Origin of the sequence: Streptomyces sp. CA-142005 (assembly GCF_050942335.1) — a bacterium.
In the GTDB taxonomy this organism is placed as follows: Bacteria; Actinomycetota; Actinomycetes; order Streptomycetales; family Streptomycetaceae; genus Streptomyces.
On sequence record NZ_CP192078.1, the window covers coordinates 822,684 to 834,904 of the forward strand.

Genomic DNA, 12,221 nt, shown 5'->3' on the forward strand with positions numbered 1-12,221 from the left:
GCGTCCCGAGGGTTTTCGGCGAACGCCGACGGGGCGCGCCCGGTCATGCCGCCGCGCGGGGACCGCGCCGGCCGAGCACACCTTGGTTGGGCCATGGCTCCATTGGTTACTCCGGACCGCATGGACGATGACAGGCCGCTCGCCCTGGTGACCGGGGCCTCCAGCGGAATCGGATACGCACTCGCCAGGCAATTCGCCGAACACGGCTACGACCTGCTGATCAACGCCGAGGACGACCGCCTGCACCATGCCGCGCAGCAACTGCGCGAGACCGGCGCCGAGGTCCGCGCCGTCCAGGCCGATCTCACGCAGGCGGCGGGTGTGGACCGGCTGGTCGCGGCCACCACCGGCCTGGAGATCGACACCGCCGTTCTCAACGCCGGGGTGGGGCAGGGAGGAGCCTTCTCGGACACCGACCTGGCCGACGACCTCGCGGTGATCGACCTGAACGTGATCTCCACCGTGCGGCTCGCCAAGCCGCTCCTGCGCGACATGCTCGGTCGCGGTGCGGGCCGGCTGGCGTTCACGTCCTCGACAGCGGCGACCGTGCCGGGGCCCTTCCATTCGGTGTACAACGCCTCGAAGTCCTTCGTGCAGTCCTTCGCCCAGGCGCTGCGCAACGAGGTGAAGGACACGGACGTCACCGTCACCGCGTTCATGCCCGGTCCCACGGACACCGACTTCTTCCGCCGGGCGGACATGGGCGACACCAAGATCGGCACCACGGACAAGGACGACCCGGCCGACGTCGCCCGGCAGGCCTTCGACGCGATCACGCACGGGCAGGGGAAGAAGGTCACCGGCTCCCTGAAGACCAAGGCACAGGGCCTGGCGAACAAGGTCCTGCCGGACGGCACCAAGGCCGATGCACACCGCTCCATGGCGGAGCCTGGGACAGCCGGGGACGGGGGCGGACGCGCATAGGATCGCCGCCTCCCGGCACACCTGCGCCGGGTCCGGTGATCTCAGCCGACGGTGGACCGGTCGCTGCCCGGCGCCGGCTGTGCGTGTTGTCCCCGGCGGCAGTGCGGGAGTCCCACAGTGCGCCGGCGGGACGCGCTGGTGGTCCACAGCCGCGGCGCCCGGGTGCGGACCGCACGGATCTCCATCAAGGTGGGGGCGGCTGCAGTGCACCTCTGGCAGGCGGCAGTGGCTCGTGCGCGGTGCCGGCGGTATGCGGCGCGCCCGGAGCCGACGGCCCCGGTCACATCAGCAAAGGCATCGGGGGTACACGTACAGGTGCTATGGGAGGCTCGTGATGTTCGAGGCAGACGATATCCGTGCGTGGCGGGGTCACGACGTCGTGGATGCCAGCGGCCACAAGATCGGCGTTCTCGAGTCGATCTACGTCGACACCACCACCGATCAGCCCTTCTTCGCCACGGTCACCGTGGGCCTGCCCACCCGTCGGCGCCTGGCGTTCGTGCCGCTTACCGGTGCGACCGTCGGCCCGGGTTACCTGAAGGTCGCCCACAGCAAGGACCTGGTCAAGAAGGCGCCGGCGATCGACACAGACGGCGAACTGCCCGCCGGTGACGAACCGAGCCTCTTCGCCCACTACGACCTGCCATACGCATCGGGCGCCGGCAGCGAGCGACGCCTCGCCCGACGCTGACACCCTAGCCGCCGGGAGATCCGATGATCGTGTTCCTGCTGCTGATCCTCGCGGCCCTGATCCTGGGCATCATCGGCTTCGCCGTCCATGGTCTCTTCTTTCTGCTGATCATCGGCGCCGTCGTCCTGGTCGTCGATCTCGTCTATGCCGCGATGCGCTTCCGTCGAGGGGGAAGGAAACACCGCATCGTCCGTTGACCCGGGCCGTCGCAAGCCGGCACCCCTCGCGTCCGGCTTGGGACACCGGCCACTACAACGCAGCTTCCCCGGCCGGCACCGGCCAAGCGGTCCTGGCGGTCTGCTGAGGCTGCGTCGGCGGTACGGCCCGAAGGTGCTGGGCGGCTTCGGCGGCGGTGTAGGAGGAGGCGAAGGTGAAGGCACGCGGAGACGGGCCGTGCTCTCGTAGGTCCGCCAGCCGTTCCAGGGCCTCCCCGACGGTCGGGAGATGACCGGCGGGGACCCACCACAGCACCAGGTGCGCGGTGACGTGCCGGTGGAACCATTCGCGGCGCCGTCGCACGACCTCCAGATGTCCGCTGCGGTAGGTGAAGTCCCACAACGCCTCCTGGCTCTGCCACACCGTCAGGTTGACGATGACGTCCTCGCCCGCCGGCCGCAGGCCGGTGGCGTCGGCCGCCCCTTCCTCCACGAGCCGCCACACGAAGCCGGGCGCGCTGTCGGCGGCGGCGTTGACCGGGTCGAGCATCTCGACGAACGGCGCCATACGCGGATCGTCGAGGGGATGGCGGAGCGTGGCGACGTTGAGCTGGGCCAGGTGGGCGGCGTGCGTGGATGCGGTCATGGCCACATCCCAGCACTGCCGCTACTCTATGTCAATCATCATTGTTTTTAGAAGTTTCGACCACCACGCAGCACTCCCCTGGCCGCGGGTCCATGCGCGCACGCACAGGACCGTCCTGTCCTAGCAGCCCCTCCAGAAGTGCGAGATTCATGCCGCAGACAAGCGGCGGGAAGCGTTCGGCGACGGCGTGGAAGGGACAGTTGCGCATGCGGACGACCCGCGCGGCCGCCCCGGGCGCTGCCCCGTCGGCTTCGGCCCGGACGTCCTCGGCGTCTTCGGCGTCTTCGCCGCCTTCCAGGTACGGTTCGTAGCCGCGGGCGGCCAGCATCTCCATGACCTCTTCGAGGCCGCCGCAGGGCGCCGCCGATCCGCGCAGGGCCTCGCCCCGGCGGCGCGCGGCCGCGCAGAGCCCGGCGTCCAGGCCGGCCTCCTCGGCGGCCTCGGCGAGCAGCTCCGCTGCGGTTCGGTAGTCACGGGCGGGCAGCGACACCGCCCGCTCGGTCCGGGCCCGCGTGTACACCTTCGCGGGACGGCCCGCCCCCGGCCCCGAACGGCCCGTCAGACGGCGGCTACCGGTCTCCAACAGCCCGGCCTCGGCCAGCCGGTCCAGATGATGCGCGGCGAGCGTGCGCGCCACCCCGGCCGCCTCGGCAGCCTCGTTGCGGCCGACCTCACGCCCCTGCGTCACCACGTACTCGTACAAGCGGCGCCGCACCGGATCCTGCAACACCGCGATCGCGTCGATATCGTCCACCCGGCCCATTCTAGAAACAATGCAGGTCGGAGATAGAAGGAGCGGACGGCACCCCGTGACCGGGAGGCCACGGGCACTCCCGCTCCCTCGATCACGGTCGGGCGGTAGCCTGCTCGTGAGGGCAGCAGCCATGGCCGATGACGTACGCATCCGGCTCCTCGGCGGTTTGCTCGTGACGGTCGGGGACCGTCCGGTCGCCGCCGGGGCGTGGCGGCTGCGCAAGGCCCGGAGTCTGCTGAAGGTGCTCTGCCTGTCACCGGGTCACCGGGTGCACCGGGAGAAGATCTACGACCTGTTCTGGCCGGACCTCGACGGCACAGCGGCGGCGAACAACCTGCATCAGGTTCTGCATGCCGTGCGCCGTGCCCTGGCCTCGGCGGGCGCGCCGGACGACATCGTCGTACTACGCGATGACTTGGTGCTGCTCGGACTCGGCGGCGGTGTCCGGATCGACGTCGACGAACTCGACGAGGCGATGCGGCGGGCCACCGCCAGCGGCACGGAAGCGGACTGTCGTGCGACGCTCGCTCTGGCCCAGGGTGAGCTGCTGCCCGAGGACCGTTACGAGGCCTGGGTCGCGGAGGCGGCCGAGGCGCTTCGGAGGCGACGGACGGTCCTGGAACTGAAACTGGCCGAAGCGCTCGAGCGCGATGACCGTACGGCCGAGGCCCTGGACGTGCTGCGGTCCCTGACCGCCAGGGAACCCCTGGACGAGCCCGGCCATCGGGCGCTGATGCGGACACTGGCCGCCGGCGGCCGGCGCCGGGAGGCCCTCGCGGCGTACGAGCGATTGCGCGACGCGCTCCAGCGGGAGGCCGGAGCGGACCCCGACCCGCAGACGCGTCGCCTCTACCGGGCGCTGCTGGCCGACTCGGTCGAGACCGACCGGCAGCGGCCCGCACGGCCGCGGCCTCCGCTGCCGAAACCCGCGACCGTTCTCATCGGCCGCGAGCGCGAGATCGCCGAGGTGGAGAAGACGCTCGGGCGGGGCGGACTGCTGACCCTCACCGGAGCCGGCGGCTGCGGCAAGACCCGACTCGCCCTCGCGGTGGCGGCCCGCCGGGCCGAGGGCTTCCGCGACGGCGCGGCGTTCGTGGACCTCGCCGCCCTGACGGAGCCGCACCTCGTCGCCGAGGCGGTCGCCGCCGCCACCGGAGTGCAGCTGCCGCCGTCCGACAGGGCACGGCAAGCCCTGATCGCACAGCTCCACGGCCGGGACATGCTGCTGGTGCTGGACAACTGCGAGCATCTGGTCGACGCGTGCGCCGCCCTGGCCTCGCAGGTCATGGCCCACTGTCCGGGCGTCGCCCTGCTGGCGACCAGCAGGGAGCCACTGCGCAGTTACGGCGAGCGCACGTTCCGGGTGCCGTCTCTGGGCCTGCCCGATCCGAGCCGGCTGCCCGCCCTGGCCGAGCTCGGCCGGTTCCCTTCCGTGCGCCTGTTCGTCGAGCGGGCCGCCGCCGCTGCACCCGGATTCGGGTTGACCGCACAGAACGCGGAAGCCGTCGCACAGGTCTGTTTCCGGCTCGACGGGATGCCGCTGGCCCTGGAACTGGCCGCGGCCCGCGTACGCGTACTGGCGCCGAGTCAGATCGCGGACCGGCTCGACAACGCCCTCGCTCTCCTCAGCCAGGGCAGTAGGCACGGCGTGACCCGGCAGGAGACCCTGCTGGCGACCCTGGAGTGGAGCCACCGGCTGCTCGACGAGGACGAACAGCGCCTGTTCCGCCGGCTCGCCGTCTTCGCCGGCGGCTTCTCGCTCCGCGCGGCCGAGGAGGTGTGCGCCGACGGCACCCGCCCGGCTTCGGTGCTGGACCTCCTTGGCCAACTGACCGACAAATCCCTGGTGTGGGCGGAGCACAGGCCGCACGAGGTCCGCTACCGGCTGCTGGAGACCATCCGGCAGTACGCGATGGAACTGTTGCGGGCCAGCGGGGAGCTCACGGCCACCGAGGCCAGGCATCGGCACTTCTACCTGGCCTTCGCCCAGGCGCGCGACCGTGAGCCCGCCGCCGGGGTCGCCGGAGGCACGTCACTGGAGCTGGAGGTGGACTACGGCAATCTCCGCTCCGCCCTGCGCTCGTACCTGCGCCACCAGCCGGACAGCGCGCTGTCCCTGGCGGTCGCACTGCGCTCGTTCTGGCTGGAGCGCGGGCGCCTCGCCGAGGGGCGGCGCTGGCTGGAGGACGCACTGGCCGCCGCGCCGGAGCCGACACCACAGCGGGCGCAGGCGCTCATGGGGCGGGCCGTGCTGGCGATCCGTCTCGGTGACCAGGCACCGCTCGACGACATCGCCGGCGAGATCGTCCGGATCCACCAGCGCCGAGGGGACACGGCGGCCGAGGCGCACGCCTGCTACGAACAGGCGGTCCTGCTCTGGATGCGCGGCACATGGGATCGCGCCCGCACCGCCCTCGACCATGCCCGTACGCTCGCCCGTCAGTCGAGCCTGCCGTCCGTCCTCGCCGCCGTCGCGCACCTGGAGGGCGTGTGGGCCGTCTGCCGCGGTGAGGGCACGGCGGCGCGCGAGGCCTGCCGGGACGGCCTGCGGCTGCTGGAGGAGGTCACACCGGACACAGGGCCGTTCTTCCCTGTCATGACACCGGGTTACACCGTCGAGGAGGACGGCGCGGGCGACGTGGCGCTGCTGTTCGAGGAGACCATGCTCGTCGGCCGCACGGTCGGCCCCTCGCGCGCACGCGGCCACATGCTCACGAACCTGGCATGGGCGGCCAGGCTGTCCGGCGAACCGAGCGCCGCCGCGGATGCGGCCGCATGCGGCGTCGAATGCTTCCGCGGGCTCGCGGACCCGCACGGGGAATCCCTGGCCCTCAACACACTCGGCAACATCCACCGCGGCACGGGCGACTTCGACGCGGCGAGGGAGTACCTCGACACCGCGCTCGCGATCAGGCGCCGGCTGGGTGACCGCCGCGAGGAAGGCATCACGCTGAGCTGCCTCGGGCTGCTGGACCTCGCCGCCGGCGACATCGCGGGCGCGCACGACACCCTCACCCGCGCCCTCGCGGGCTTCGAGGAGACCGACGACATCCCCGGCACCACCAACGGCCTGCTCCACCTGGGAATCGTGGCCCGCGAGGCCGGTGACGCGGCACGGGCCCGCACGCTGCTGACCCGCGCCCAGCGGCTGGAGCGCCTGGCCGGGTCGCCCGCGGCCGCCGGATGGGCCGCCCTCATGCTGGCCCGGCTGCACTGGCAGGCAGGAGACCACGAGGCCGCCACCAGGCGGGCCACCCGCGCCGAGAGCCTCTTCGGCCGACTCGGCGACGCACGCGGCCGCGCCGCCCTGCAACGCCTGCTGCCCTCGGTCCCCACCGGGCAAAGCGACTGCTGAGCGAATGCTAAGAGCCGCTGCCTACGGTCCTCGGTATCAGCGCAAGCACGCACCCCGAGGAGCCGACCATGTCGACCGACACGATCCAGGGCGTCCTGGGAAACGCCACCCTCGCCGAACTCCAGGCGGACCTGCGCGGCACCGTCGTACGCCCCGGCGACGCCGCCTACGACCGGGCCCGCGCGGTATGGAACGCCGCACACGACAAGCATCCGGCCCTGATCGTGCGCTGCGCCGGGACGGCGGACGTGATCCGCGCCGTCGAGTTCGCGCGCAGCCAGGACCTGCTCGTCGCCGTGCGCGGCGGCGCTCACAGCATCGCCGGGTTCTCCACCTGCGAGGGCGGCATCGTCATCGATCTGTCGCCGATGAAGGGCGCCTTCGTCGATCCGGTACGGCGCCGGGTGACCGCCCAGGCCGGAATGACCTGGGGCGACCTCGACCACGAGACCCAGGCCTTCAACCTCGCCGTGACCGGTGGCCTCGTCTCCACCACCGGCATCAGCGGCTTCACGCTCGGCGGCGGAGTGGGCTGGCTCCTGCGCCGCCACGGCCTGGCCAGCGACAACCTGACGGCGGCCGAGGTCGTCACCGCCGACGGACGCGTCGTCCACGCAAGCGCACAGGAACACCCCGAGCTGTACTGGGCCCTGCGCGGCGGCGGCGGCAACTTCGGTGTCGTCACCTCGCTCGAATACCAGCTCCACCCGGTCGGGCCACAGGTCCTGGCCGGCCTGATCGTGTACCCGCTCGCGCAGGCCCGGCAGGTGATCACCGCCTGGCGCGACCTGATCGGGAGCATGCCCGACGAACTGACGACACTCGTCAACCTCACCACCGCGCCCCCGCTGCCCTTCCTGCCGCCCGAGGTCCACGGCACACGAGTCGTCGTCCTGGCCGGGATGTACGCGGGCAGCCCGGCGGCCGGCGAGGCGGTGGTCGCTCCATTGCGCACACTGGCCACGCCGATCGCCGACATCATGGGCCCCATGCCGTACACGGGCATGCAGTCACTGCTCGACCCGCTGTGGGAAGCCGGGGCGCACAACTACTTCACGTCCGCCTTCATCGAGCCGTCCGACGCCGCCATCGACGCGGTGCTCCGCCACCACCTGGGGACGCCCACGCCCTCCAGCGAACTGCATCTGCACCAACTGGGCGGCGCCTTCGGCCGCGTCCCCGCCGATGCCACGGCGTTCACCCAGCGAAAGCCAGGCGTGCTGTGCAACGTGATCGCGCGTTCCCACAGCCCGGCGGGGTTCGACGCGCATGTCGCCTGGGCCCGCGAAGCCCGCAAGGACATCGCTCACCACGGTGACGGCGCGATGTACGTCAACTTCACCGGCGACGCCGCCGAGGACAAGGTGCGCGCCTCGTACCCCGACGCGGTCCACGAGCGGCTCGTGAGGGTGAAGGACATGTACGACCCCACGAACGTCTTCCGTCTCAACCAGAACATCCGCCCCTCGGCCGCCGCCTGACCCGGCGCGGCCCAAGCGCGGGGCGGTCACGCCGGGCGGGCAGGACTCGGCCTCCGCCAAGGAAGATTCCTGTTGTCATGTCCATTGACTCCGGAGGCGGACGCTGGTTGAGTGGATCAGCCACTGAGCCAACCGGGAGGACTGCGTGGAGGCACTGCCCCGCGAAACCATCGTCGATGTCCTGGAGAGCCGTCTGCGCGAGGACATCCTCACCGGACACCACCCGGCGGGCAGTTATCTGCCGCCTGAACGCACGCTCGCCGACGGCTACGGCGTCACGCGCACCACTCTCAAGCACGCGTTCGGACGTCTGGCACAGGCCGGACTCCTGGAGACGCGGCACGGTGTGGGCACCCGGGTACGGGACTACCTGCGCCTGGGCGGCGCCGACCTGCTGCCCATGCTCGTGCGGCACAGCCCCGACTGGATCGGCGAGGTCTTCGAAGTGCGGCGCCACATCGGCGCGTTGATCGCCCAGCGCGCCGCGGCCCGCGCCACCGACCGGCAGCGTGCGGAGCTTCGCACCCTCCTGGCGGGCGTGGCGGAGGCGGCGGACGCCGATGCCGTCCAGCTCGCGGACATCGAGGTCCACCGCGCCCTGGCACGCGCCACCGGCAACCGCGTCTACGTCCTGCTGACCAACACCCTCTTCAACGCCTATCTGCCCGTGCGCGCGGCACTCCGGACACCGTTCGAGGACCCACAGGTGGCCCACGGACGCCTGGAGCCGGTGGTCGCCGCGGTGGCGGCCGGTGACGAGCCCGGCGCCCGCCGCGCGGCCGAGCGATATCTGACGGCGACCGAACGGATCATGCTGGAGGCTCTCGCGTGAGCGCGGACACGACCGCACGCAGGGCCGGGAGCAACCGCGACGCATCCGCCCGTGGCACCCGCTTCAGCGAGACGATGCTCGGCACGCTCACGCTCGACGACGAGGACCACACCCGCCGGGTCCGCCTCGATCTGACCGTCACGGCGGACCACCTCCTGAGGCCCCTCGGAACCACCCGTGCCCGCGCCACCGGCCGCATCCGTGTCACCGGATGGACCGACGACCCCGGAGCCCAGGGCGAGTTGGAGATCTCCCCGATCGCGCGCCGCCGCATCCGTTACCGCGTCACCTTCACCGCCGACGGCCGACGGCTCACCCTGGACGGCTGGAAGTCCATCACCCCGCGCAGGCCCGTGGCCTCGATGACCGTGCTGCCGTACACCGTCTACGAGGACGCGGTACCCATCGGCACCGGCACCCTCCGCTTCCCCCTCGGTACCCGACTCCTGCCCTTCCTCGCCAGTTTCCGCTTTCCGCGGCGGGAGGATCCCGGTGCTCTCCTCGCGCCCCGCTGGCGTGGCGAGCCGGGCCGCACAGAGGTCTGGTACACCACCGTCACCGATCCGGACTCCGGCAGCGGACTGTGGCTGCATCACGAACTGACCGCGCCGGCCGACGGATCCCAGCCGTACGCGCACGGCTGGGCGGCCGTCTTTCCCCAGGACGGCCCCGTGCGGCACGCCCGGTTCGGTCCGGCCGACTTGACGTCCGAGGAGTCCGGCTTCACCGCCGACGGAGTCTCGGTCCGGCCCGGACGCCTGACCGGGTCCGCGGCGGACGGCGCCCTGCGCTGGAACCTCTCGGAACGGCCGGCGGACGAGCCGCTGTTCACCTTTCCCCGCTGGTCGTGGCGGCGACCGCTGCTGCCGGCCGCCCAGATACTCCCGGCCGCGCGGGCCGTCTACGACGGCACCTTCAGCCATGACGGCACGAAGCTGACGCTCACCGCGGCACCGGGTGCCTCGGCACGCATCTACGGGCACGGCAACGCCCGCCGCTGGGCCTGGCTGCATGCCGACCTCGGCGCCGGAGCCGTTCTGGAAATCGTCGCGGCCGTATCCACGCGTCCCGGCCTGCGCAGACTTCCGCCCCTGGTCTTTCTGCGGCTGCGCCGCAACGGCCGCTGCTGGCCACGCCGTCCCGAACGGCCGGCCGTCGGCTGGGCCGGTGTGGGCCGCTTCCGTGCCCGTATCGGCCTGCCCACGTGGACGGTCGCCGGCCGCGCGGGGCTGCGCCGGATCCGGGTCGAGGTGACGCAGCCGGCGGACCGCACGCTCGCCCTGGACTACACCGACCCCGACGGCAGCCACGCGACGTGCCGCAACAGTGAGCGCGCCGACGCGCACGTCCTGCTGGAGCGATGGTGGTTCGGCGGCTGGCGCACCGAGGCGGAGTGGACACTCGACGGCACGGCCCATGCGGAGGTGGGCACACGATGACTCTCGCCGGCCTCGTGTCCGCCCTCATCGCCGACGACGGCACAACCGACTGGCCCCGCCGCGTCCCCGCCCGGCTGGAGACGGTCCTCGCCGCGATGCCGTTCGCCGCCCGGTCCGGCCTGCGGGCGGCGGCGCGCGGCTTGGACACCTATGCCCTGGCACGCACCGGACGCCGTCTCGGCCAACTCACCCCAGCCGAGCGAGAGTCGGTGCTGCGCGGGCTCGCCGCACGTCCCGCCCTCCTCCCGCTGCTGGACGTGCTGAAGGTGCCCGTCCTCCTGGCGGCCGGCACCGAGCGGATGCTCCAGGACGGCCCCGTACCGCCGGCCCTCACACGTGCGGACCCGCCGCTGAACCTGACGCCCCTGTCCGCCTGGCCCGCTCGTTCCACCGCCGACGCCGTGGTCATCGGATCGGGGGCGGGCGGGGCCATGGCGGCACGGACCCTGGCCCGGGCGGGACTCGACGTCGTCGTCCTGGAGGAGGGACAGCACCACCCCACCGAGTCCTTCGGCCGGCGTGCTCCCCTCGACCGGTTCACCGAGCTGTACCGGGACGGCGGGGCGACCGTCGCCGTCGGCACCCCGCCCCTGCTGCTGCCGACGGGCCGGGCCGTCGGCGGCACCACCCTCGTCAACTCCGGTACGTGCTACCGGACTCCGCCCCACGTGCTGGCCCGCTGGAGCAGGGACTTCGGTTTCACGCTCGCGGACGGCTTCGATCTGCACCTGGACGAGGCCGAGCGCACCCTGCACGTGGCCACCCAGCCCCTCGACGTCCTCGGCAACAACGGCCGCATAGCGCTCACCGGCGCCAGGGAACTCGGCTGGCAGGCCGCTCCGCTGCGCCGGAACGCACCCGGCTGCCAGGGTTCCTGCCAGTGCGTCGTGGGCTGCCCCACCGGCGCCAAACAGAGCGTCCAGCTCTCCGTGCTGCCCGACGCCTGCGCCGCTGGTGCCCGCATCGTGACGGGGGCGCGGGTCGAGCGCATCCTCGTCGACGCGGACCGGCCCGGGGGCCCACGGGCTGCGGGGGTGCGTGTGCACCGCGACAACGGCGGCGCGGAGATCCTCGCGCCCCTGATCGTCGTCGCGGCCGGCGCGCTGCAGTCGCCGCCGCTGCTGCGCCGCTCCGGACTCGGGCGGCATCCCCACCTCGGCCGCAACCTCAGCGTGCACCCGGCCACGAGCGTCGCCGGACGCTTCACCGAGCCCGTCACCGCCTGGCAGGGGGTGCTGCAGAGCGTCGGCGTGGAGGAGCACCACGACACGGGGATCCTCATCGAGGCCACCGCCACTCCGCCCGGCATGGGCTCCTTCGTCCTGCCCGGGCTGGGTGCCGAACTCCGGCATGAACTGGAGAACGCCGACCGGCTCGCCACGCTCGGCGCCATGATCGCGGACCGCCCCTCCGGACACGTCCTCGGCCGTGACCACACGCTGATCCGCTACGCCCTGGACCGCCGCGACGCGGGCCGCCTGATGAAGGCCGTCCGCGCCATGGGCCGGCTGCTTTTCGCCGCGGGCGCCGAGGAAGTACTCACCGGGATCCCCCGCACACCACGGGTTCGCAGCCTCGCGCAACTGGACGCCGTTCTCGCCGCGACGACCGCGCGACAGCTGCACCTGTCGGCCTACCACCCCACCGGCACGGTCGCCGCCGGCGCGGACCCCCAGCGGTTCCCGGCCGACCCGGCGGGCCGGCTCCGCGGGGTACACGGAGTCCTGGTCGCGGACGCCTCCGTACTCCCCAGCTGCCCGGAGGTGAATCCCCAGCTGAGCATCATGGCCGCGGCCCTGGCGACGGCGACCGCACATCTCGCCGCATGAGGCTGTCGGAGAGTCGTTCGATGCACTCCGGGACGGCATGGCGACGCCGCAAGGGGCCACGCCGAAACCGGCCAGGTCGCCGCAGCAGCACCGTGCGGCACCGTGCTGATCGGCG

The 12,221-nt window shown here is 72.5% G+C and carries 10 protein-coding genes; 8 read left to right on the top strand and 2 right to left on the bottom strand.

From position 1 onward, the window contains the following. Window positions 1–120: 120 nt before the first annotated feature. The 3 genes from ACQPXS_RS04160 (at window position 121) to ACQPXS_RS04170 (ending at window position 1,812) form a co-directional block, all read left to right on the top strand. Window positions 121–924 (top strand): SDR family NAD(P)-dependent oxidoreductase, encoded by an 804-nt coding sequence (locus ACQPXS_RS04160; protein ID WP_433447011.1) that lies wholly within the window; start codon window positions 121–123, stop codon window positions 922–924. 334 nt (window positions 925–1,258) lie between these two features. Further along, window positions 1,259–1,615, top strand: coding sequence for a PRC-barrel domain-containing protein (locus ACQPXS_RS04165; protein ID WP_433447013.1), 357 nt, complete (start codon window positions 1,259–1,261; stop codon window positions 1,613–1,615). Window positions 1,616–1,638: 23 nt separating this feature from the next. Beyond that, on the top strand, window positions 1,639–1,812 hold the full coding sequence (locus ACQPXS_RS04170) for a hypothetical protein (RefSeq protein WP_351810210.1): 174 nt from the start codon (window positions 1,639–1,641) through the stop codon (window positions 1,810–1,812). 52 nt (window positions 1,813–1,864) lie between these two features. Here the strand turns inward: ACQPXS_RS04170 and ACQPXS_RS04175 are convergent, their stop codons facing one another. Together ACQPXS_RS04175 and ACQPXS_RS04180 are read right to left on the bottom strand one after the other, a co-directional pair. Continuing rightward, the gene (locus ACQPXS_RS04175; RefSeq protein ID WP_433447016.1) at window positions 1,865–2,416 is read right to left on the bottom strand and encodes a DUF3291 domain-containing protein; all 552 of its coding nucleotides are present in this window, start codon (window positions 2,414–2,416) and stop codon (window positions 1,865–1,867) included. Between the two features lie 31 nt (window positions 2,417–2,447). Beyond that, window positions 2,448–3,170 carry a helix-turn-helix transcriptional regulator gene (locus tag ACQPXS_RS04180; protein WP_433447018.1) on the bottom strand — a complete coding sequence of 241 codons (723 nt, stop codon included), beginning with the start codon at window positions 3,168–3,170 and terminating at the stop codon, window positions 2,448–2,450. Between the two features lie 130 nt (window positions 3,171–3,300). Here ACQPXS_RS04180 and ACQPXS_RS04185 point away from each other — a divergent pair, with 130 nt between their 5' ends. The 5 genes from ACQPXS_RS04185 (at window position 3,301) to ACQPXS_RS04205 (ending at window position 12,106) form a co-directional block, all read left to right on the top strand. Beyond that, window positions 3,301–6,525, top strand: a complete 3,225-nt coding sequence (locus ACQPXS_RS04185; protein WP_433447020.1) for a tetratricopeptide repeat protein — start codon at window positions 3,301–3,303, stop codon at window positions 6,523–6,525. Window positions 6,526–6,593: 68 nt separating this feature from the next. Beyond that, window positions 6,594–8,006 (top strand): FAD-binding oxidoreductase, encoded by a 1,413-nt coding sequence (locus ACQPXS_RS04190; protein ID WP_356308536.1) that lies wholly within the window; start codon window positions 6,594–6,596, stop codon window positions 8,004–8,006. Window positions 8,007–8,151: 145 nt separating this feature from the next. Continuing rightward, entirely contained in the window at window positions 8,152–8,838 is a 687-nt protein-coding gene (locus ACQPXS_RS04195; protein WP_433447023.1) for a FadR/GntR family transcriptional regulator, read from the top strand. Next, entirely contained in the window at window positions 8,835–10,277 is a 1,443-nt protein-coding gene (locus tag ACQPXS_RS04200; protein ID WP_433447025.1) for a hypothetical protein, read from the top strand. The genes ACQPXS_RS04195 and ACQPXS_RS04200 overlap by 4 nt, the downstream gene beginning before the upstream one ends. After that, window positions 10,274–12,106 (top strand): GMC family oxidoreductase N-terminal domain-containing protein, encoded by a 1,833-nt coding sequence (locus tag ACQPXS_RS04205; protein ID WP_433447027.1) that lies wholly within the window; start codon window positions 10,274–10,276, stop codon window positions 12,104–12,106. The genes ACQPXS_RS04200 and ACQPXS_RS04205 overlap by 4 nt, the downstream gene beginning before the upstream one ends. Window positions 12,107–12,221 lie beyond the last annotated feature (115 nt).

Excerpts from the sequence above, each read along its gene's own strand:
- ACQPXS_RS04205 (WP_433447027.1), top strand. The coding sequence starts at position 10,274 with ATGACTCTCGCCGGCCTCGTGTCCGCCCTCATCGCCGACGACGGCACA.
- ACQPXS_RS04185 (WP_433447020.1), top strand. The coding sequence starts at position 3,301 with ATGGCCGATGACGTACGCATCCGGCTCCTCGGCGGTTTGCTCGTGACG.
- ACQPXS_RS04175 (WP_433447016.1), bottom strand. The coding sequence starts at position 2,416 with ATGACCGCATCCACGCACGCCGCCCACCTGGCCCAGCTCAACGTCGCC.
- ACQPXS_RS04170 (WP_351810210.1), top strand. The coding sequence starts at position 1,639 with ATGATCGTGTTCCTGCTGCTGATCCTCGCGGCCCTGATCCTGGGCATC.
- ACQPXS_RS04160 (WP_433447011.1), top strand. The coding sequence starts at position 121 with ATGGACGATGACAGGCCGCTCGCCCTGGTGACCGGGGCCTCCAGCGGA.
- ACQPXS_RS04165 (WP_433447013.1), top strand. The coding sequence starts at position 1,259 with ATGTTCGAGGCAGACGATATCCGTGCGTGGCGGGGTCACGACGTCGTG.
- ACQPXS_RS04190 (WP_356308536.1), top strand. The coding sequence starts at position 6,594 with ATGTCGACCGACACGATCCAGGGCGTCCTGGGAAACGCCACCCTCGCC.